Origin of the sequence: Nocardioides aromaticivorans, assembly GCF_013408525.1 — a bacterium.
Taxonomy (GTDB): Bacteria; Actinomycetota; Actinomycetes; order Propionibacteriales; family Nocardioidaceae; genus Nocardioides; species Nocardioides aromaticivorans.
Genome location: NZ_JACBZM010000001.1, coordinates 403,632 through 424,535, shown reverse-complemented (window position 1 = coordinate 424,535; position 20,904 = coordinate 403,632). Strand labels below are relative to the sequence as shown.

15 protein-coding genes are annotated in these 20,904 nt (G+C 71.6%); 8 read left to right on the top strand and 7 right to left on the bottom strand.

Annotated features, from left to right (window positions below; genetic code table 11):
• Positions 1–25 precede the first annotated feature (25 nt).
• On the bottom strand, positions 26–1,942 hold the full coding sequence (glgB, locus tag BJ993_RS01955) for a 1,4-alpha-glucan branching protein GlgB (protein ID WP_179647538.1): 1,917 nt from the start codon (positions 1,940–1,942) through the stop codon (positions 26–28).
• Positions 1,943–2,058: 116 nt separating this feature from the next.
• Between glgB and BJ993_RS01950 the strand changes: the two genes are divergently transcribed.
• The 3 genes from BJ993_RS01950 (at position 2,059) to BJ993_RS01940 (ending at position 4,710) form a co-directional block, all read left to right on the top strand.
• On the top strand, positions 2,059–3,321 hold the full coding sequence (locus BJ993_RS01950; RefSeq protein WP_179647537.1) for a multidrug effflux MFS transporter: 1,263 nt from the start codon (positions 2,059–2,061) through the stop codon (positions 3,319–3,321).
• A 185-nt stretch (positions 3,322–3,506) separates the two neighbouring features.
• Positions 3,507–4,013, top strand: a complete 507-nt coding sequence (locus BJ993_RS01945) for a hypothetical protein (protein ID WP_179647536.1) — start codon at positions 3,507–3,509, stop codon at positions 4,011–4,013.
• An 85-nt stretch (positions 4,014–4,098) separates the two neighbouring features.
• Positions 4,099–4,710 (top strand): DUF6928 family protein, encoded by a 612-nt coding sequence (locus tag BJ993_RS01940; protein ID WP_218864583.1) that lies wholly within the window; start codon positions 4,099–4,101, stop codon positions 4,708–4,710.
• Here the strand turns inward: BJ993_RS01940 and BJ993_RS01935 are convergent.
• From BJ993_RS01935 to BJ993_RS01920, 4 genes are read right to left on the bottom strand one after another with little or no spacing between them, the layout of a single operon-like run.
• Positions 4,707–6,035 (bottom strand): maltokinase N-terminal cap-like domain-containing protein, encoded by a 1,329-nt coding sequence (locus tag BJ993_RS01935; protein ID WP_036546655.1) that lies wholly within the window; start codon positions 6,033–6,035, stop codon positions 4,707–4,709. The two genes, BJ993_RS01940 and BJ993_RS01935, sit on opposite strands and share 4 nt — an antisense overlap.
• The gene (gene treS, locus BJ993_RS01930) at positions 6,032–7,741 is read right to left on the bottom strand and encodes a maltose alpha-D-glucosyltransferase (protein WP_036546652.1); all 1,710 of its coding nucleotides are present in this window, start codon (positions 7,739–7,741) and stop codon (positions 6,032–6,034) included. Before treS ends, BJ993_RS01935 begins: the two co-directional genes overlap by 4 nt.
• The gene (locus BJ993_RS01925; protein WP_179647535.1) at positions 7,738–9,726 is read right to left on the bottom strand and encodes a maltotransferase domain-containing protein; all 1,989 of its coding nucleotides are present in this window, start codon (positions 9,724–9,726) and stop codon (positions 7,738–7,740) included. The genes treS and BJ993_RS01925 overlap by 4 nt, the downstream gene beginning before the upstream one ends.
• Positions 9,727–9,745: 19 nt before the next feature.
• The gene (locus tag BJ993_RS01920; protein ID WP_179647534.1) at positions 9,746–10,981 is read right to left on the bottom strand and encodes a molybdopterin molybdotransferase MoeA; all 1,236 of its coding nucleotides are present in this window, start codon (positions 10,979–10,981) and stop codon (positions 9,746–9,748) included.
• Positions 10,982–11,185: 204 nt separating this feature from the next.
• On the opposite strand from BJ993_RS01920, the gene glgP reads away from it, so the two are divergent.
• Positions 11,186–13,780 (top strand): alpha-glucan family phosphorylase, encoded by a 2,595-nt coding sequence (glgP, locus tag BJ993_RS01915; RefSeq protein WP_036546646.1) that lies wholly within the window; start codon positions 11,186–11,188, stop codon positions 13,778–13,780.
• Positions 13,781–13,786: 6 nt separating this feature from the next.
• Here the strand turns inward: glgP and glgX are convergent, their stop codons facing one another.
• On the bottom strand, positions 13,787–15,895 hold the full coding sequence (gene glgX / locus BJ993_RS01910; protein WP_179647533.1) for a glycogen debranching protein GlgX: 2,109 nt from the start codon (positions 15,893–15,895) through the stop codon (positions 13,787–13,789).
• Between the two features lie 139 nt (positions 15,896–16,034).
• Between glgX and BJ993_RS01905 the strand changes: the two genes are divergently transcribed.
• From BJ993_RS01905 to BJ993_RS01890, 4 genes are all read left to right on the top strand, one after another.
• Positions 16,035–16,820: an enoyl-CoA hydratase/isomerase family protein gene (locus tag BJ993_RS01905; protein ID WP_179647532.1), complete on the top strand. Its 786-nt coding sequence runs from the start codon at positions 16,035–16,037 to the stop codon at positions 16,818–16,820.
• Between the two features lie 20 nt (positions 16,821–16,840).
• A complete protein-coding gene (locus BJ993_RS01900; protein ID WP_257026786.1) occupies positions 16,841–17,221 on the top strand; it encodes a hypothetical protein in 381 nt (126 codons plus the stop codon).
• Positions 17,222–17,395: 174 nt separating this feature from the next.
• The gene (locus tag BJ993_RS01895) at positions 17,396–18,196 is read left to right on the top strand and encodes an electron transfer flavoprotein subunit beta/FixA family protein (RefSeq protein ID WP_036546636.1); all 801 of its coding nucleotides are present in this window, start codon (positions 17,396–17,398) and stop codon (positions 18,194–18,196) included.
• A gap of 12 nt (positions 18,197–18,208) precedes the next feature.
• On the top strand, positions 18,209–19,171 hold the full coding sequence (locus BJ993_RS01890; RefSeq protein WP_179647531.1) for an electron transfer flavoprotein subunit alpha/FixB family protein: 963 nt from the start codon (positions 18,209–18,211) through the stop codon (positions 19,169–19,171).
• 148 nt (positions 19,172–19,319) lie between these two features.
• On the opposite strand, the gene BJ993_RS01885 is transcribed toward BJ993_RS01890, so the two are convergent.
• Positions 19,320–20,807: a lysyl oxidase family protein gene (locus BJ993_RS01885; RefSeq protein WP_179647530.1), complete on the bottom strand. Its 1,488-nt coding sequence runs from the start codon at positions 20,805–20,807 to the stop codon at positions 19,320–19,322.
• Positions 20,808–20,904: the final 97 nt, after the last annotated feature.

Here is a 20,904-nt window from a genome sequence, read left to right as displayed (position 1 = left end):
AGCGCAAACCCTAGACGACTGGTCGTCATTCAGCGGAGGGTGCCACCAGCCAGAGCGTGGCGAGCGGTGGCAGCACGAGGTCCGCGTACGCGGGGCTGCCGCCCGGCGCACCGGCCTCCATCGGGCCGGCCGGCTCCGCGTGGACGGTGCCGAGGTTGCCGACCCCACTGCCGCCGTACGACGCCGCGTCGGTGTTGAGCGCCTCGGTCCACGCGCCGGCGACCGGCAGCCCGAGCCGGTAGTCGTGGGGGACCGCGGCGAAGTTCGACACGCTGACCAGGTCCGGCACGCCGGGCTGCCCGGAGCGGCGGACGAACGAGAAGACGTTGTGTCCCGCGTCCTGGCCGTCGATCCACGCGAACCCGGCGGGGTCGTTGTCCAGGCGCCACAGCGCCGGCTGGTCGCGATAGCGGGCGTTGAGGTCGCGGACGAAGTCGAGCATGCCGCGGTGCTCGGGCTTCTGCAGCAGCCACCAGTCCAGCTCGCGCGCCTCGGCCCACTCCGACTCCTGGGCGAACTCGCAGCCCATCATCAGCAGCTGCTTGCCGGGGTGGGACCACATGAAGGCGAGATAGGCGCGCAGCGTCGCGAGCTGCTGCCAGCGGTCGCCGGGCATCTTGCGGACCAGCGATCCCTTGCCGTGGACGACCTCGTCGTGGCTCAGCGGCAGGACGTAGTTCTCCGAGAAGGCGTAGACGAGGGAGAAGGTCATCTCGCCGTGGTGGTAGGCGCGGTGCACCGGCTCGTGGCGCAGGTAGCCGAGGCTGTCGTGCATCCAGCCCATGTTCCACTTGAAGCCGAAGCCGAGCCCGCCGCCGGAGGTCGCGCCGGTGACGCCCGGCCAGGCGGTCGACTCCTCGGCGATCGTGACGATTCCGGGCACCCGCTTGTAGGCGGTGGCGTTGAGCTCCTGCAGGAACTGCACCGCCTCGAGGTGCTCGCGGCCGCCGTACCGGTTCGGGTGCCACTCGCCCTCGTTGCGGCCGTAGTCGAGGTAGAGCATGGACGCGACCCCGTCGACGCGCAGGCCGTCGACGTGGAACTCCTCCAGCCAGTAGAGCGCGTTCGCGAAGAGGAAGTTGCGCACCTCGGGGCGACCGAAGTCGAAGATGTAGGAGCCCCACTCCGGGTGCCACCCCCGCTGCGGGTCGGGGTGCTCGTAGAGCGCGGTGCCGTCGAAGCGGGCCAGCGCCCACTCGTCGGTCGCGAAGTGGCCGGGCACCCAGTCCAGGATGACCGCGATGCCGGCGGCGTGCAGCGCGTCGACGAGCCGGCGGAAGCCGTCGGGATCGCCGAAGCGCGCGTCGGGCGCGAAGTACGACGTCACGTGGTAGCCCCACGAGCCCCCGAACGGGTGCTGCATCACCGGCATCAGCTCGACGTGCGTGAAGCCGAGGTCGGCGAGATAGCCGGGCAGGTCGGCGGCGAGCTCGTCGTAGGTCCAGTAGGACCCGTCGGGGTGCTTCTTCCACGAGCCCAGGTGCAGCTCGTAGGTCGACATCGGCTCGTTGACCGGCTGCCGGGTCGCGCGCTGCTCCAGCCAGGCGTCGTCCTGCCACGTGTGGGTGCTGGTGAAGACGCGGGAGGCGGTGGCCGGCGGCGGCTCGGCGAAGAAGGCCATCGGGTCGGCCTTGTGCCGCCACACGCCGTCGGCGCCCTCCACCACGAACTTGTACGACGCCCCGGAGCCCACGCCCGGCGCGAAGGCCTCCCACAGGCCGCTGCCGATCGGCACCATCCGGTGGGCATTGCCGTCCCAGCCGTTGAAGTCGCCGATCACGCTGACGTTGCGCGCGTTGGGCGCCCACACGACGAAGCTGGTGCCGGGCTCGGGCTCGGTGCGCTCGTGAGCGCCCAGGGCTTGCCAGAGCAGCTCGTGGCGGCCCTCCGCGACGAGGTGCAGGTCGATCTCTCCGAGTGTCGTCGACACGTGTTTCGGCATCCTCTCGAGTCTAACGAGGTGGTGAGCGACCGGGCGGTACCCCGCGCCGTCCCCGGCAGTCGCCGACGCGACGGCCCGCCTCGGGGAGCGCTGGGGGCGGGTGATCTGATGGGCTGGTGACGACCACCCCCGACGAGCGCCTCGGCTGGCGGCTGACCGTCCTCGTCCCGGTCGTGCTCGGCTGCCTGTCGATGATCGGGCCGTTCAGCATCGACACCCCGTTCCCGGCCTTCGCCCAGATGGAGCGCGAGCTCCCGGCCACGGCCGGCCAGCTGCAGCTCGTCGTCACCGTCTACCTCGCTGCCTTCGCCGCGATGAGCGTGCTCCACGGCCCGATCTCCGACGCGGTCGGGCGCCGCCCCGTCATGGTCGTCGGTCTCACCGTGTACGCCGCCGCCTCCATCGCCTGCGCCTTCGCGCCCGACCTCGGCTGGCTCCTCGTGGGCCGGGCGTTGCAGGGGCTCAGCGCCGGCGGGGCGACCATCGTCAGCCGCACCGTCATCCGCGACCTCTTCTCGGGAGCCACCGCGCAGCGGCTGATGAGCCGGGTCGCGCTGGTCTTCGGCGTCGCGCCGGCGATCGGGCCGATCATCGGTGGCCTCGTGCTGCAGCTCGGCGACTGGCCCCTGGTGTTCGTCTTCCAGGCCGGCCTCGGGGTCGTGCTAGTGCTCGCCGTCGTGCTCCTCCTGCCGGAGACCCACCCGCGCGAGCGGCGTACCGCCCTGCGCGTGGGCTCGGTCGTCGGCGGTCTCCTGCAGGTCGCCCGCGAGCCCGCCTTCCACCGCCTCGCGTGGGCGACCGCGCTCCTCTTCGGCGCCCAGTTCCTCTACATCGGCGGCGCCGCGATCTTCGTGGTCGACGTGCTGGGCGAGGGCGAGCTCGACTTCTGGAAGCTCTTCGTCCCGATGATCGGCGCGATGATGCTCGGCTCGTGGCTGTGCGGCCGCGCCGCCGGCCGGATCTCGGCGCGGCGCCTCACCTCCATCGGGTGCACCACCTCGTTCGTCGGCGGCGTCATCGGCATCCTGGTGGCCGCCTCGCCCCTCGCGGCGGACCTGCCGTGGGCGGTGGTCGGGGTCAGCCTGGTCGCCCTCGGCAACGGCATCACCTACCCGACCATCCAGCTCCTCCTGCTCGACCTGTTCCCGGGCCGGCTCGGCGCCGTGGTCTCGATGTCGGCCTTCCTCGCGCTCGTCCTCAACGCGATCACCGCCGTCGCCGTCACCCCGCACCTCGGCACCTCGGCCCTCGGCTTCGCCACCGCCGCGTTCATCGGCGTCGCCGGCGGCCAGCTCTGCTGGGCCTGGCACTGCGCGGTCGAGAACCGCGACTGCGCGGTGGCGGGTGTGGGGGAGCGGGAGCCCGTCGAGCTCCTCTGACGCACCGTTCGTCGAGGAGGTCGCGCCGACCCTCGTTCGTCGAGGAGGTCGCGCCCACCCTCGTTCGTCGAGGAGGTCGCGCAGCGACCGTCACGAGACGCCGCTGGTCGGTCCACCCACACCGTGGCCGGTCCGGATTCCCGCGTACCTGCGCGCCGTCGGCCCGGCGCTGCCACCATCGTGCCGTGATCGTGCTCCGTCCCCTGCTCGTCCTCGCCCTGCTGGCGCTCTCCGGTTGCTCGCACGAGTCGGACCACGTGGACTCCGCGCGACCCGAGCCGGCGGAGGGGTTCGGGCGGCGGGCGCTCGGGGCGATCGACGCGGCGACCAGCTGTGCGGCGCTGCAGGCCGCCTGGGACGAGTACCTCGACTCCGCCACCCGCGCTTCCGTCGCGAGGCGGGTGCCGTGCACGCGCCGTGTCCTCGCCACCCGGCACGAGGTCGTCGAGGTCCTCCGCTACGACGGAGGCATCTTCTTCGAGCTCCCCGAAGGGGTCTCCGGCGCTGGCGTCCACCGGGTCGTGCTCGAGCCGACCGATCGGAGCGAGGTCGACTCGTTCCCCCTCTCCGACTTCCTCGACGACGGCTGGTACGTGGTGACGGAGGACGGACGCCGACGGCTGCTGAACCCGGCGATCGTGGCCCTCGACGAGTGCCTGGCGCAGCAGGACGAGTGCCGCATGGCCGGTTGAGCACCTGATCGGTGGTCGCCGACTTTCACCTGCGGTTCGCCGTGTCCCGCCTGCCCGGCACGCCCGGCGGTGCTTTGATGCCCGCATGGGCGCGAAGTGCTGGATGGTCGTGTACGCCGACGGACCGGTCCCGCCGCTGCTGCGTGGTGAGCCGGAGCTGGACGAGGAGGCCACCGCGGACCTGGTGGCCCGCCTGCACCCCCGGGCGGCGCTGACCGAGCTCGGTTACGGCGACCTGCTCGAGAACCCGAACCCTCCGGACCGGGAGGCATGGGCGGCGGTCTACCCCGGCGTCGCCATCGTCTGCACGTCGCGGGTCGCGAAGGACCGGCCGACCGACATCGACCCCGCCATCCTCGGCGCCATGCCGGGCCGTACGACGTACGTCGCGGCGATGCACAGCGTGGTCGACTGGTTCGCGTACGCGATCTGGGACGCCGACGGCGAGCTGGTCCGGTCGCTGAGCCTGTCGCCGGACGACGGCATCATCGAGGACGTCGGCGAGCGGCGGGCCTTCGAGGCGCCCTACTGGGCCGGCGAGCACGCGGAGGAGGACGACTACCCGCTGCCCTTCCACCCGCTCGACTTCGGTGAGGACGCGCTCGTGGACCTGTTCGGCTTCTGCTTCGAGGGCGACCTCCCGCCCGACGGGACCGACGTCGAGGACGTCACCCTGCTCGGGTTCCGGGTGGGCTAGCCCACGAGCCGGGCGACGCCCTCCAGCGGGATCGACAGCCAGTTCGGCCGGTTCCGGGCCTCGTAGAGGCACTCGTAGACGGCCTTGTCGACGACGTACGCGGTGAGCAGGGTGCGGTCGGCAGGACCCAGCCCACCCTCACCGCAGTACGACGCCAGGAACGCCCGCCGGTTGCGCTTGGCCCACTCGGCGGCGCGGATCGCGCGCTGGTGCTCGACGTCGGCGTCCTCGGCCGGCATCGAGGCGGCCACGGCGTGCGGGGCGTAGTCGAACGAGCGGGTCATCCCGGCGACGTCGCGCCACGGGGAGTCGGGGAGCAGCCGCTCGGACAGCGGCTTGGCCGGCTCGCCCTCGAAGTCGACGAACTTCCAGCCGGCGACGGTGCGCAGCGTCTGCCCGAGGTGCAGGTCGCCGTGGACCCGCTGCACCGGGATCTCGCCGAGCCCGGCGACGGCCGCGAACACCGCACGGGCGCCGTCCGCGTGCTCGGCGAGCTGGGGCACGACCCCGATGGCGGCGTCGAGCCGCTGCGCCATCACCTCGGCCAGGACGGACGCGGGCAGCGCGGAGGTGGGGAAGGACTCGCGGAGCTGGCGGTGCACCTCGGCGAGCGCCTCGCCGAGCCGGGCCGCCTCGCTGGCGAAGTCGCCGCCGACCTCCTCGGCGTGCAGGTCCGCCTCGGCGAACAGGTCCCGCACGCTCGCGAGCGCCTGACCCCAGCCGTCGCTCGCCGTGCGGAGGAACTGCTGCAGCATGCCGAGCTGCCGGTCGCCCTGCTCGATCCAGCCGTAGAGCGCGGCGACGTGCGTGGAGCCGGCCTCGGTGAGCGCGCGGTGGGTGGTGACGTCGGGGTTCTCGCCCGGGGTCACCTTGCGGAAGAGCTTGAGGACGGCGTCCTCGCCGAAGAAGACCGACGAGTTCGACTGCTCCCCGCCGAAGGGGCTCGCCGTTGCCTCGAGGTCGAGCTCGTGGCCCTCGAGCCGCACGAACCGGAGCCCGCCCTCGACCGGCACGCCGTCCGCGAACGCCCTCAGGTACGCCGCCATCGCCTGCCGGTCCTGCACGGCGTCGTACACGGGGCGGCCGTCGCGCTCGCCGACGAGGGCGTGCTCGAGGTGGTCCTGCAGGTCGTCGTACACGGAGAGCGGGAGCTGGTAGAGCTCGACGTCGCCGTCGGCGTAGGTGAGCTCGACGAGTCGCACCTCGACGCGCGGGGCGTCGCCGACGGTGCCGACGACCTCCTCGCCGGTCACCGTGAAGTCGCGACCCTTGCCGCCGAACCACCGGCTGCGGCCGATGAACGGGGCGAGGAACTGGTCCGTCACAGCACGGGCCTCCCTGTCGTGTCCGGATCCGTGAGCCGGAACCAGTAGAAGCCGTGCCCGCTGAGCGTCAGGAGATACGGGAGCTCGCCGATCGCGGGGAACGGGACACCGCCGATCAGCTCCACGGGGACGCGTCCCTCGAACTTCCGCAGGTCGAGCTCGACCGGCTGCGGGAAGCGCGAGAGGTTGTTGACGCACAGGATGACGTCGTCGCGGCCGTCGGCCTTGGGCAGCTCGCGGACGTAGGACAGCACGGTCGGGTTGGAGCCACCGAGGTCCTCGAAGGTGCCGAGGCCGAAGGCGTCGTGCTGGCGGCGGATGTGGATCATCCGGCGGGTCCAGTGCAGCAGCGAGGAGGGGTTCTCCAGCTGCGCCTCGACGTTGACGCTCTGGTAGCCGTAGACCGGGTCCTGGATCGTCGGCAGGTGCAGCTTGCCGGGCGTGGCCGCGGAGAAGCCGGCGTTGCGGTCCGGCGTCCACTGCATCGGCGTCCGGACGCCGTCGCGGTCGCCGAGCCAGATGTTGTCGCCCATGCCGATCTCGTCGCCGTAGTACAGGACGGGCGACCCGGGCAGCGACAGCAGCAGCGCGGTGAACAGCTCGATCTGGTTGGTGTCGTTGTCGAGCAGCGGGGCGAGCCGGCGGCGGATGCCGATGTTGGCCTTCATGCGGGGGTCCTTGGCGTACTCGCCCCACATGTAGTCACGGTCCTCGTCGGTCACCATCTCGAGCGTCAGCTCGTCGTGGTTGCGCAGGAAGATGCCCCACTGGCAGCCGGACGGGATCGGCGGCGTCTGCTCCATGATCTCCGAGATCGGGAAGCGGGACTCGCGACGCACGGCCATGAAGATGCGCGGCATCACGGGGAAGTGGAACGCCATGTGGCACTCGTCGCCGCCGACCTCCGGGTCGCCGAAGTACTGCACGACCTCGGTCGGCCACTGGTTCGCCTCGCAGAGCAGGACCCGGCCGGGGTAGTTGTCGTCGACGAACTTGCGGACCTTCTTGAGGAAGTCGTGCGTCTCCGGCAGGTTCTCGCCGTTGGTGCCGGGCCGCTCGTAGAGGTAGGGAACCGCGTCGAGCCGGAAGCCGTCGAGGCCCATGTCGAGCCAGAAGGCCATCGCCTCCAGCATCGCGTCGTGGACCGCCGGGTTGTCGAAGTTGAGGTCCGGCTGGTGGTGGAAGAAGCGGTGCCAGTAGTACTGGCCGCGGGCCTGGTCCCACGTCCAGTTCGAGGGCTCGGTGTCGACGAAGATGATCCGCGCGTCCTGGTAGAGCTCGTCGGTGTCGGACCACACGTAGAAGTCGCCGTAGGGCCCGTCGGGGTCGCTGCGCGACGCCTGGAACCACGGGTGCGCGTCGCTCGTGTGGTTCATGACGAAGTCGATGATCACGCGGATCCCACGCTCGTGTGCCGCGTCGAGGAAGGCGTGGAAGTCGTCGACCGTGCCGATCTCGGGGAGGATCCCGGTGTAGTCGGCGACGTCGTACCCGCCGTCGCGCAGCGGCGAGCTGAAGAACGGCGGCACCCACAGGCAGTCGACGCCGAGCCACTGCAGGTAGTCGAGCTTCTCGGTGAGGCCGCGGAAGTCGCCGGTGCCGTCGGCGTTCGAGTCGCGGAACGACCGGACCAGGACCTCGTAGAAGACCGCGGTCCGGAACCACTCGGGCTCGTCGTTGAGGACGGTCGACTCCGCCACGCTCACGTGTGCTCCTTCACGCTCAGGATGTGGGCCGGCTGCTCGGGTGGGAGCCGGACGTAGTTGTGCTCGCCCCAGGTCCACTCGTCGCCGGTCAGCTCGTCGTGCACCGTGTACGACGAGCCCGGCGGCAGGCCGAGGGCGGCGAGGTCGACGTGCACCATCGTCTCGCGCGGCTGGTGCGGGTCGAGGTTGATGACCACGATGACGCGGTCGGGGCCGGCGACCTTCGAGTACGACACGATCTGGTCGGAGTCGGTCGGGTTGACGCTCAGGTTGCGCAGCAGCTGCAGCGCCGGGTGGGCGCGGCGGACCGCGTTGAGCCGGGAGATGTACGACGTCAGGTCGGCCCCGACCGTGCCGGGTGCCGTCGCGGCGTCCCAGTCGCGGTGGCGCACCTGGTACTTCTCCGAGTCGAGGTACTCCTCGCTGCCCGGGCGCACCGCCACGTGCTCGCCGAGCTCGTAGCCCGAGTAGACACCCCACGTGGGGGAGGAGGTCGCCGCGAGCGCAGCCCTGATCCTGAAGGCCGGCGGGCCGCCGTACTGCAGGAACTCGTGGAGGATGTCGGGGGTGTTGACGAAGAAGTTCGGCCGCACCCGGTGCGCCGACTCCGCCGACACCTCCAGCAGGTAGTCCTCGATGTCGACCTTCGCCGTGCGCCACGTGAAGTACGTGTACGACTGGTGGAAGCCGATCGCGCCGAGGGTCTGCATCATCGGCGGCTTGGTGAAGGCCTCGGCGAGGAAGAGCACGTCGGGGTCGGTGCCCCGGACCTCGGCGAGCAACCACTGCCAGAACGAGACCGGCTTGGTGTGCGGGTTGTCGACGCGGAAGATCCGCACCCCGTGGGCCATCCAGTGACGCACCACCCGCAGCACCTCGGTCGCGAGGCTGTCCGGGTGGTCGTAGGGGTAGGCGTCGAAGTTGACCGGGTAGATGTCCTGGTACTTCTTCGGCGGGTTCTCCGCGTAGGCGATGGTGCCGTCGGCGCGGGTCGTGAACCACTCCGGGTGGGCGGCGACCCACGGGTGGTCGGGAGCGGCCTGCAGGGCCAGGTCGAGCGCCACCTCGAGGTCCAGGGCGCGGGCCTCGGCGACGAAGGCGTCGAAGTCCTCGATCGTGCCGAGGTCGGGGTGGATCGCGTCGTGGCCGCCGTACCGGCTGCCGATCGCCCACGGCGACCCGTCCCAGTCGTCCGGGATCGGCTCGCCCTCGGCGGCCACCGTGTTGTTCGGACCCTTGCGGTTGACCTCGCCGATCGGGTGGATCGGCGGCAGGTAGACGACGTCGAAGCCCATCGCCGCGATCGCGGGCAGCCGCTTCGTCGAGCCGGCGAAGCCGCCCTCCGAACGCGGGAAGAACTCGTACCAGCTGCCGAAGAGGGCGCGGGGGCGGTCGACGAACACCGGGAAGGGGCCCTCGACCGTCAGCAGGTCGCGCAGCGGGTGCGCCTCGAGCGCGGCGACGACCTCGGCCGACTCGATCTGCGCCAGGCGCGCCTCGACCGGTCGCTTGGTGTCGCCGGCGGCGGCGATCGCCGCCTTCACCGTGGCCCGCTCGGCCCGCGTCAGGCCCTTGCCCTTGAGGACCCGCTCGAAGAGCAGCTTGCCGTCCTTGAACATCAGCTCGACGTCCACGCCGGCCCGGATCTTGATGCCGGCGTCGTGGAACCAGGTGCCCAGCGGGCTGGACCACGCGTGGATCTCGAACGCCCACGGTCCCTCGAGGTCCGCGGCCACCCACGCCTCGTAGCGGTCGACGCTGTGCCGGTCGACCGGCGGCCGCGTCGTCATCCGCACCGGCGGCCGTCTCTTCCCGTCCGGGCCCACGAGGACCACTTCGGCGCCGAGGCGATCGTGTCCCTCGCGGAACACGGTGGCGCTCACGGGGAACGGCTCGCCGACGGCGGCCTTCACCGGGAGCGCTCCCTCGGTCGGTGCGGTCACGAGGACCGGCTTCACGTCGATGACGGGGATGCGTCCGACCATGTCACGAACCTATCGGGTCTCAGGAGAGCGCCAAGTCCCACACCTCGACGGTGTCGCCCGGCGCCAGGGGCCCGGTACCCGGCTGCAGGTCGATCAGTGCGTCCGCTCCCGCGAACCAGCCGAGGAAGCCCGACCCGGGCGGGCCCCAGGGCGTCACCGTCCCGGCGGTGCGGTCGAGCCGGGCGCGGCGCCACTGCCGCTTGTGGGGGAGCGGGGTGAGGGGCTCGGTCAGCGCGGCCCGGACCACGGCGCGGGCCGGGACCGGGTGGCCGAAGGCGGCACGGAGTGCCGGCCGCACGAAGACCTCGAACGACGTCAGCGCGCTGACCGGGTTGCCGGGGAGGCAGACGACGGGGACGCCGTCGACCAGGCCGGAGCCCTGCGGCATGCCCGGCTGCATGGCCACCTTCACGAACTCGATGCCCCGTGGGCCGAGCCCGTCCTTGACGACCTCGTAGGCGCCGGCGCTCACGCCGCCGGACGTCAGCACCAGGTCCACCTCGCCGGAGGCCAGCTCGCCGTCGAGCAGGGCCAGGAAGGTGGGCACGTCGTCCTCGACCCACAGCCTGCGCACGGCGATCCCGCCGGCGTCCTCGACCGCGGTGGCCAGCAGGGCGCCGTTGGCGTCGCGGATCTGTCCCGAGCCGGGGAGCGGCTCCTCGGCCAGCTCCGAGCCGGTCGACACGACGAGCACGCGCGGCCGGCGTCGTACGACGACCTGGCGGACGCCGAGCGCGGCCAGCACCCCGACCTGGGCGGCTCCGAGCACGGCGCCGGCGGCGAGCACCTCGTCGCCCACGGCGACGTCGCTGCCCGCGGGGCGCACGAAGGAGCCGGTCGTGCGGGCCTCGGTGATGGTGACGGTCTCGGTGCCGCCGTCGGTCACCTCGACCTCGACGACGGCGTCCGCGCCGCGGGGGACCGGGGCGCCGGTCATGATCCGGACCGTCGTACCCGGCGCCAGCTCGCCGACCGGCGCACCGGCCGGCACGTCGCCCGCGACCGGGAGTCGGACCGGAGCGTCGGGCGAGGCGCCGTCGACCTCGGCCGCCCGGACGGCGTACCCGTCCATGCCGGAGTTGTCGAAGGACGGCAGCGGCTCGGCGGCCAGCACCGGCTCGGCCAGGACCCGGCCGCGGGCGTCGTCGAGGGGGACCGTCTCGGTCGGCCAGGCATCGGGCCCGCCGGCACGGGCGAGCAGCCCGGCGACGTGGCGCTGGTGGTCGGCGACGGAGCGGAGGGCTGGGGTGCTCATCGGAGCCAGCCTAGAGCGCCGACGAGACGGGCGAGGCAGCCCCCATGACCCGCCTCGCCCGTCTGTTGCCCCCTCAACCACGGGGACGGTCGGGAGTTACGCCCTGTCGCGGACAGTTCTGGTGACGCCTCTGCCCGGGCCAGGCGCGACCGGCAGGTGGTCGGCGCATTGGATCGTTCAAGTCGGAGGCGTTAACGTCGACCCATGCGTGCGATCCGGAGGTTCACGGTCCGCCCCGTCCTGCCCGACGCGCTCGCCGCCCTCGGCGAGCTCGCGGCGAACCTGCGCTGGTCGTGGCACCCACCGACCCAGGCGCTCTTCGAGGAGATCGACCCCGAGCTGTGGCTCGGCGTGCGCGACCCGCTGCGCCTGCTGGGCGAGGTCCCGGCCGAGCGCTGGGCCGAGCTGGCCGCCGACGAGTCGTACGTCGCGCGGGTCGCCGAGGTGCGGGCCGACCTGGCGTCGTACCTCACGGGGGAGCGGTGGTACCAACGGGCCAGTGCCGCCGAGCCGGAGCAGACGTGGCCGGCGTCGATCGCGTACTTCTCGCCCGAGTTCGGCATCACGGCGGTGCTGCCGCAGTACTCCGGCGGTCTCGGCATCCTCGCCGGCGACCACCTCAAGGCCGCCAGCGACCTCGGCGCCCCGATCGTCGGCGTCGGGCTGCTCTACAAGCACGGCTACTTCAAGCAGGCACTGTCGCGGGAGGCGTGGCAGGTCGAGAGCTATCCCGTCCTCGACCCCGACGGGCTCCCGATCTCGCTCCTGCACGAGGAGGACGGCCAGCGCGCGACGATCTCGATCCGGATGCCCGGCGGGCCCGACCTGCTGGCGCGGATCTGGGTGGCGTCGGTCGGCCGGGTCCCGCTGCTGCTCCTCGACACCGACTTCGAGCAGAACCCCGAGCCCTACCGGCTGATCACCGACCGCCTCTACGGCGGCAACACCGAGCACCGCCTGCGCCAGGAGCTGCTGCTGGGCGTCGGCGGCGTCCGCGCCCTGCGCGCCTTCTCGCGGATCACCGGAGCCCCGGCGCCGGAGGTCTTCCACACCAACGAGGGCCACGCCGGCTTCCTCGGCGTCGAGCGGATCCGGGAGCTCACCGTGGGCGAGCAAGGCGACGGCGACGTCGACTTCGCGACCGCCCTCGAGATCGGCCGTACGTCGACCGTCTTCACCACGCACACGCCGGTGCCCGCCGGCATCGACCGCTTCCCGCGCACCCTCGTCGAGCAGTACCTCGGCGACCAGGGCGCGACCCCCGGCGTCCCGGTGGAGCTGGTGCTCGGCCTCGGCGCCGAGGACTACGAGGGCGGCGACCCGGGCGTCTTCAACATGGCCGTGATGGGCTTCCGGCTCGCGCAGCGCGCCAACGGCGTCTCGCAGCTGCACGGCCACGTCAGCCGCGGCATGTTCAACGGCCTGTGGCCGGCCTTCGACGAGGCCGAGGTCCCGATCACCTCGATCACCAACGGCGTGCACGCGCCGACGTGGGTCGCCCCCGAGGTCGCCGCGCTCGCGACCGCGCAGGGCGCCGACTACGACGGCGACGACACCGAGGCCTTCTGGGCCGCCTTCGACAAGGTCTCCGGCCCCGACGTGTGGCAGACCAAGCGGGCGCTGCGCGAGCGGCTCGTGGCCGACGCGCGCCGTCGCCTGCGCAAGTCCTGGGAGAAGCGCGGGGCGGCGCCGGCCGAGCTCGGCTGGATCGACGAGGCGCTCGACCCGGACGTGCTGACCATCGGCTTCGCACGCCGCGTGCCGTCGTACAAGCGACTGACGCTGATGCTGCGCGACCCCGAGCGGCTCAAGTCGCTGCTGCTGCACCCCGAGCGCCCGGTCCAGCTGGTCGTCGCCGGCAAGGCGCACCCGGCCGACGACGGCGGCAAGCGGCTGATCCAGGAGCTGGTCCGCTTCGCCGACGCCGAGGACGTGCGGCACCGCATCGTCTTCCTGCCCAACTACGACATCGCGCTCGCGCAGCCGCTCTACCCCGGCTGCGACGTGTGGCTCAACAACCCGCTGCGGCCCTACGAGGCCTGCGGGACGTCGGGCATGAAGGCCGCGCTCAACGGCGGCCTCAACCTGTCGATCCTCGACGGCTGGTGGGACGAGTGGTACGAGCCGGAGTTCGGCTGGCCGATCCCGTCCGCCGACGGCCTGGAGGACTACTCCGACAAGCGCGACGACCTCGAGGCGACCGCGCTCTACGACCTCATCGAGAACGAGGTCGCCCCGCGGTTCTACGACGTCGACCACGACGGCGTGCCGGTGCGCTGGGTCGAGATGCTGCGCCACACGTGGGCCAACCTCGGCCCCAAGGTGCTCGCCACCCGGATGGTCCGCGACTACATCGCCCAGCTCTACGCCCCGGCCGCCGCCAACGCCCGCGCCCTCGCGGCGACCGAGAACGGCGCCCGCGACCTCGCCGCCTGGAAGGCCCGCGTGCGAGCGGCCTGGCCGGGCGTGCGGGTCGAGCACGTCGAGGCCGCCGGACTGGGCGACGTGACCGAGGTCGGCGCCCGCCTGGCGGTGCACTCCTACGTCGCGCTCGGCGACCTCGCCCCCGGTGACGTGGAGGTGCAGCTCGTGCACGGCCGCGTCGACTCCGAGGACGACCTGGTCGACACCGCCCTGACGCCGCTCACCCTCGTCGAGTCGTACGACGGCGGCCGCCACCGCTTCGACGGCGACCTCGAGCTCGGCCGACCGGGCCCGTTCGGCTACACCGTCCGGGTCGTGCCGAGGCACCCGCTCCTGGTCGCGCCCGCCGAGCTCGGGGTCGTCGCGCTCGCCTGAGGACGGTCAGGCGTCGGCCTCCTGCATGACCACGACGCTGCGCGCGCCGATCGTCAGCACCTCGCCGACCTCGACCCGCGTCCCGTCGGGCAGCCCCGGATCGGTGGACAGCACGATCGCACCGGCGTGCACCCAGTCGTTGTCGGGCAGGTAGACCTCGATCGGCTCGGCACCGGCGTGGAACCACAGCAGGAAGGACGTGTCGATCTGCTGCTCGCCGCGGGGGCCGGGGGTGCGGAGCGGCCGCCCGGAGACGAACATCCCGATGGTGGTCAGCCCGGCGTCGTACCAGTCCTCGTCGGTCATCTCCCGACCCGAGGGGTGCAGCCAGGCCAGGTCCTTGGGGCCGCCGACGATGGTCGGGCGCCCCTCGAACCAGTGCCGCTGCCGCAGGGCGGGGTGCTCACGCCGCAGCGTCAGGGCCGCGCGGGTGACCTCGTAGACGTCGAGCCACGCGTCGTCCACGCTCCAGTCGACCCAGGAGATCTCGTTGTCCTGGCAGTAGGGGTTGTTGTTGCCGCCCTGGGTGCGGCCGCGCTCGTCGCCGGCCGTCAGCATCGGCACGCCGTTGGAGAGGCACAGCGTCGCCATCAGGTTGGCGGCCTGGCGCCGCCGCAGCGCCACGATGTCCGGGTCGTCGGTCTCGCCCTCGACGCCGTGGTTCCACGAGCGGTTGTTGTCCGAGCCGTCGCGGTTGTCCTCGCCGTTGGCCTCGTTGTGCTTGTGGTCGTAGGACACCAGGTCGCGCACGGTGAAGCCGTCGTGGGCGGTGACGAAGTTGACCGAGTTGTACGCCGACCGGCCGTCGTCGGCGTACAGGTCCGACGATCCGGCGAGCCGCGTCGCGACGCTCTGGGTGCCGCCGGACTGCCCGCGCCAGAAGTCGCGGATCGTGTCGCGGTACTGGTCGTTCCACTCCACCCACGGCGGCGGCATCCCGCCGACGAGGTAGCCGTCCATCGACACGTCCCACGGCTCGGCGATCAGCTTCACGTGCCGCAGCACGGGGTCCTGGCCGATGGCGATGAGCAGCTTGCACGCCATGTCGACCTTGATCGCGTCCGGCCCGGCCGTCCGGGTGATCGCCGACATCAGGTCGAAGCGGAACCCGTCGACGTGCATCTCGGTGACCCAGTGGCGCAGGGAGTCGAGGATGAGGCGCAGCGCCAGCGGGTCCTCGGAGTTGACCGTGTTGCCGCAGCCGGTCACGTCCCAGTATGTGTCGTCGTAGTCGGGGTCCCCGTCCAGCCCCGGGGGGTTGCGGCGGTAGAAGCCGCGGTCGTCGAGCCCGCGGAAGGAGTACGTCGGCCCGTCGGGCCCGGCCTCCGCGGTGTGGTTGTAGACCACGTCGAGGATCACCTCGATCCCGGCCGCGTGCAGGCTGCGCACCATCTCCTTGAACTCGGTGACCTGCTGGCCCCGGTCGCCGCTCGAGGAGTACGCCGCGTGCGGCGCGAAGTACCCGATCGAGTTGTAGCCCCAGTAGTTGACCGTGCCGCGCTCGAGGAGCGCCGGCTCGGAGAAGAACTGGTGGACCGGCAGCAGCTCGACGGCGGTGACGCCGAGGTCGTTGAGGTACTGCGTCACGACGGGGTGCCCCAGGCCGGCGTACGTGCCGCGCAGCTCCTCGGGGATCCGGTCGTGGAGCTTCGTGAAGCCCTTGACGTGGAGCTCGTAGATCACGGTGTCGAGGTAGCGGCGGCGGATCGGCGTCTCGCCCTGCCAGTCGAACGCCGGGTCGACGACCACGCTCCACGCGGCGCCTGCCTCGCCGGAGACCGCGAGGCCGTAGGGGTCGAGGAGCAGGACCGAGGGGTCGAAGCGCATGCCCTGCTCGGGCGCGTCCGGGCCCTCGACCCGGTAGGCGTAGCGGGTGCCGGGCGCGACGGAGGGCAGCGCGCCGTGCCAGATGCCGAGCGACTGCTCGGTGAGGGCGTAGCGACGCTCGGCGCCGCCGGGACCGTCGAGGGCGACGCAGAGCCACACCGCCGTCGCGTTGGGTGCGTAGACGGCGAAGTTCGTCGACTCGGCCGACCAAGTCGCGCCGAGCGGCCAGTTGCGCCCCGGCCACACCTCTGCCTGCTCTCCGAGAGTTCGCCACAGGGTGGGGGTCACTCGGCCATTGTGCCGGGTGCACGAATTCGGCCGACACGCCGACGCGCGTCCAAACCCGGGTTCATGTGACCGACGCGCCTGGGTAGCGGCAGAATGCGGGACGGGGCCCAACCCCAGCCGAGCCATCGAGAGGGAGCAGATGACGAGCGAGTTCGTGCGCCTGGAGGTCACCGACGGAGTCGGGACGATCCGGCTGGACCGCGCCAAGGCGATGAACGCCATCAGCATCCAGGTCCAGGACGAGCTCACGCTCGCTGCGGCCGAGGCCACCGACCGGTCCGACGTCCGCGCCGTCGTCGTCTGGGGCGGCGAGCGGGTCTTCGCTGCCGGCAACGACGTCAAGGAGATGGCCGACATGTCCTACACGGACATGGTCGACCGTGTGGAGAAGCTCCAGAACGCCGTCAACTCCATCGCCCGGATCCCCAAGCCCGTCGTCGCGGCGGTGAACGGCTACGCCCTCGGCGGTGGCTGCGAGCTCGCGATGGCCGCCGACGTCCGCTTCGCCGCCGACAACGCGGTGCTCGGCCAGCCCGAGATCCTGCTCGGCATCATCCCCGGCGCGGGCGGCACCCAGCGCCTGCCGCGCCTGGTCGGCCCGAGCAAGGCCAAGGACCTGCTCTACACCGGCCGCTTCGTGAAGGCGGAGGAGGCGCTCGCGATCGGACTGGTCGACCGTGTCGTCCCGGCCGCCGACGTGTACGCCGAGGCCGTGGCCTGGGCGTCGACCTTCGCCACCGCCGCGCCGTACGCGCTGCGGGCGATCAAGGAGTCCGTGGACCGCGGGCTCGAGGCCGACATCGAGACCGGCCTCCAGATCGAGCGGCAGCACTTCTCGGCCGTGTTCGCCACCCAGGACAGCCGGACCGGCATGGCGTCGTTCATCGAGAACGGGCCCGGCAAGGCCACCTTCGAAGGCCGTTGAGCGGCATGGTGGAGGACGACATGGCGGAGGAACCGATGGGCGAGCACAAGGCGGAGACCGCCGACACCGGTGCGACCGGCACCGACACCCGCGCGCTCAACGTGGCGCGGCTGCGCGACAACGCCGCCCGGGTCGTGTGGATCATCTGCGTCACCCTCGCGCTGGTGCTCGCCGCTGCGGCGTTCTCGTACGCCCTCGAGGCCAACGAGGACAACGCGCTGGTCCAGACCGTCCGCGACCTGGCCAACACCTTCGACCTCGGCTTCTTCGACCTGGACAACCCGGTGAAGGAGTTCGCCGACCCCAACGGCTCGGTGAAGACCGCGTTGTTCAACTACGGCATCGCCTGCGTCGTCTACCTCATGGTCGGGCGGATCCTGGAGCGGATCCTGCGTCCCTGAGCCACCTCGGGGGGCTCTGCGTGTGAGGTAGTCCACTGAGACGCGGATTCCGCGTCTGATGACCGAGCGGTAACCTGCAAGACGCTGTCCGGAAACGGACCTCAGTTGCGCCCTGCCCGCGGACCACGCGGCAGGACCCATGAAGCACAGGAAGGGGCCGGTCCGGCCACAACCATGACTCTCTCCAACATTGTCGTCCTTGTGAAGTACGTCCCGGACGCGACCGGCGACCGCAAGTTCGAGGCGGACAACACCGTCGACCGCGTCGGTGTCGACGGCCTCCTGTCGGAGCTCGACGAGTACGCCGTCGAGCAGGCCCTCCAGATCAAGGAGAAGCGCGCCGACGAGGAGATCACCGTCACCGCGCTGACCGTCGGCCCGGCCGAGGCCGAGGCCGCCGTGCGCAAGGCGCTGCAGATGGGTGCCGACAAGGCCGTCCACGTGCAGGACGACGCGATCGCCGGCTCCGACGCCGTTGCGACCTCGCTCGTGCTTGCGAAGGCGATCGAGAAGATCGGCGTCCCGGAGCTGATCGTCGGTGGCCTCGCGTCGACCGACGGCGGCATGAGCGTCGTCCCGGCGATGCTCGCCGAGCGCCTCGGCCTCCCGCAGGTCACCCTCGCCGCCGTGGTCGAGACCCAGGGCGACCAGGTCCGCATCAAGCGCGACGGCGACACCGCCACCGAGGTCATCGGCGGCACGCTGCCGCTGGTCCTGTCGGTGACCGACCAGTCGGGCGAGGCCCGCTACCCGTCGTTCAAGGGCATCATGGCCGCGAAGAAGAAGCCCCTCGAGTCGCTCTCCCTCGCCGACATCGGCGTGGACGCCTCGGAGGTCGGCCTCGACGCCGCCTGGACCAAGGTCGAGGCCACCACGGCCCGCCCGCCGCGCACTGCCGGCGAGATCGTCAAGGACGAGGACGGCTCGGGCGCCACGGCGCTGGTCGAGTTCCTCGCGTCCAAGAAGTTCATCTGAGGAGCCTGATCCATGTCTGAAGTTCTCGTTCTGGTCGACCACGTCGACGGCGCGGTCCGCAAGCCCACCTACGAGCTGCTGGCGATCGCCAAGCGGATCGGCTCCCCGTCGGCCGTCTTCATCGGCGGTGCCGACAAGGCCGCTGCCGCCGCCGACGCGGTCAAGGCCTACGGCGCCGACAAGGTCTACGTCGTCGACGACACGGAGATCAAGGGCTACCTCGTGGCCCCCAAGGCCGAGGTGCTCCAGCAGCTCGCTGAGAAGACCTCGCCCGCCGCGATCCTGATCCCGGCCTCGGCCGAGGGCAAGGAAATCGGTGGCCGCCTGGCGATCAAGCTCTCCTCGGGCCTGATCACCGACGCCGTCGACGTCCAGGTCGACGGCGACGACATCGTCACCACCCAGTCGGTCTTCGCCGGCAACTTCACGGTGGACGCCAAGGTCGTCAAGGGCACCCCGATCATCACGGTCAAGCCCAACGCCGCCGCTCCGGAGGAGGGCGCCGGCGCCGGTGCCGTCGAGGAGTTCGCCGCGTCGATCTCCGACTCCGCCAAGACCGCGCAGATCGTCGCCTCGCAGCCGCGCCAGGCCACCGGTCGCCCCGAGCTCACCGAGGCCGCCATCGTCGTCTCCGGTGGTCGTGGCACCGGCGGTGACTTCACCGCGGTCGAGGGCCTCGCGGACGCGCTCGGCGCGGCCGTCGGCGCCTCGCGTGCGGCCGTCGACTCCGGCTGGAAGCCGCACACCTTCCAGGTCGGCCAGACCGGCAAGGTCGTCTCGCCGCAGCTCTACGTCGCCAACGGCATCTCGGGCGCGATCCAGCACCGCGCCGGCATGCAGACCTCGAAGACCATCGTCGCGGTCAACAAGGACGAGGAGGCCCCGATCTTCGAGCTCGTGGACTTCGGCGTCGTCGGCGACCTGCACTCGGTCCTCCCGGCCGTCACTGCCGAGATCGAGAAGCGCAAGGGCTGAGCACGAAGCCCCGTACGACGGCGAGCGCCGCGGTGACCTGGTCACCGCGGCGCTCGCCGTTTTCAGGGGCATCGAGTGGGCACGAACTGCAGGTCCGGGGCACCAGATGTTGCGGGTTGGTCCCAAACCGCAGCGAATTGGTGACCCCTCAGTGACCCTCCTCCTCGCCCCCGTAGCCGTGGTCGTCGACCAGGCCCACCTTGTAGAAGGTCACCCGGCGGTTGGTCGGCGTACCGCTGAGCCGGACCTTGCGCAGGGCGCGGTTGTTGCTGGTGTTCGACTCGACCAGGTTGCGGTTCGGGTTGGCCTCGACGGCGATGTAGTAGTCGCCGTTGGGGAGGTTGTCGACCCGGAAGGCCTGGCCGGCGCGGAACTGGTCGTAGGTGTCGCCGGAGCCGGCGGAGAGGACCTCGCGCAGCGAGATCGAGCCGCGGTCGCCGCAGGACGTGTGGAGGTCGGTGTTCTCCGGCTTCCAGTCGGCGCCCTCGACCGTGTAGTCGACCGCGTCGGTGTTGGCGAGGCAGAACGACTCCTTGCGCGACACCACGACCTCGGTCTTGTCCGCGCGCAGCAGCGTGTAGCGGGCGAAGTCCTTGAAGTGCCAGTGGTTGTGGCTGGGGGCGGTGTGCCAGATCATCGTGCCGACCTGCTGGTAGCCGGTCTGGTTGCCGTCGGAGTCGACGAAGACCTGGTAGGCGTCCATGACGTCGGTCGTGCCGCGGCGGAAGCCGTCGACGACCATCGGGCCGTTGCCGGCGTTCCACACGTTGGCGGAGAAGCGCAGGTAGCGGCCGTCGCCGGAGAGGCGCATCCCGAAGGCGGGCAGCGCCCGCAGGTCCGGAACGGCGTCGGTGGGCGCGCCCGCGCGGGCCTTGCGGGGCTTCGAGCCCGGCTCGAGGGGAGTCACGACGTCGCCGTCGCCCTGCGCCCGCGCGCCCTGGCCCGGCAGCGTGGACCGCTTCACGACCTCGCCGTCGGTCTCCTTGCGGACCACCAGCTTGTAGCGGCGTACGGCGTCGGCCGCGTCGATGCCGAGGGCGTCGATGTAGGGCCGGCCGATGCGGGCGACCATGTCGTAGGTCCCGGGGGCCAGGCGGAGGCTCTCGTCGCCGGCCTCGACGTTGGTGACCCAGCCCTCCTCGATGCCCTGCACCGAGCCGATCGTGAACGGGTTGTAGGGACAGCCGGTGGGATAGCGCGAGCGCAGCGGCGCGTCCGGGCGGGTGCGCTGGGTGTTCCACTGGTTGAGGCAGACGTCGAGGTGCCGGGTGCGCAGCAGCTTGCCGTCCGAGGGCCGCTTGATCGCGAAGACGATGAAGTCGTCGAGCGCGTCCCAGCGGGTCTGGGGCGGGAGTGCCTTCGGGCCGGACGGTGAGAGCCACTCGGCCGTGATCGGGCTGGTCCAGGTCGGACGGTGGGTCCGGACCTCGAACGCGCTGTCGCGGGCGATCAGGTTGATGCCGAGGTCGCCGTACAGCGTGCCGTCGTAGGTGGTCACGGTGACCGTGGCCGGGCCGGTCAGCGCCACGGGCGAGGACGGCGGTGCCCCTGCCCGAGCGGGGGTGACCGGGAGGGTGGTGGCAGTCAGGGCGGTCGTCGCGAGGACGGCGGCCGTGACACCGAGACGCAGCTTCACGTGGTTCTCCTTCGAATGAGTTTCTGTTCCCCCTGGTTGTCCTGACGCGCGCGGAGCCGATTCGGTTGCGCAACGGGGCGAGGACGTCGCGACGAGT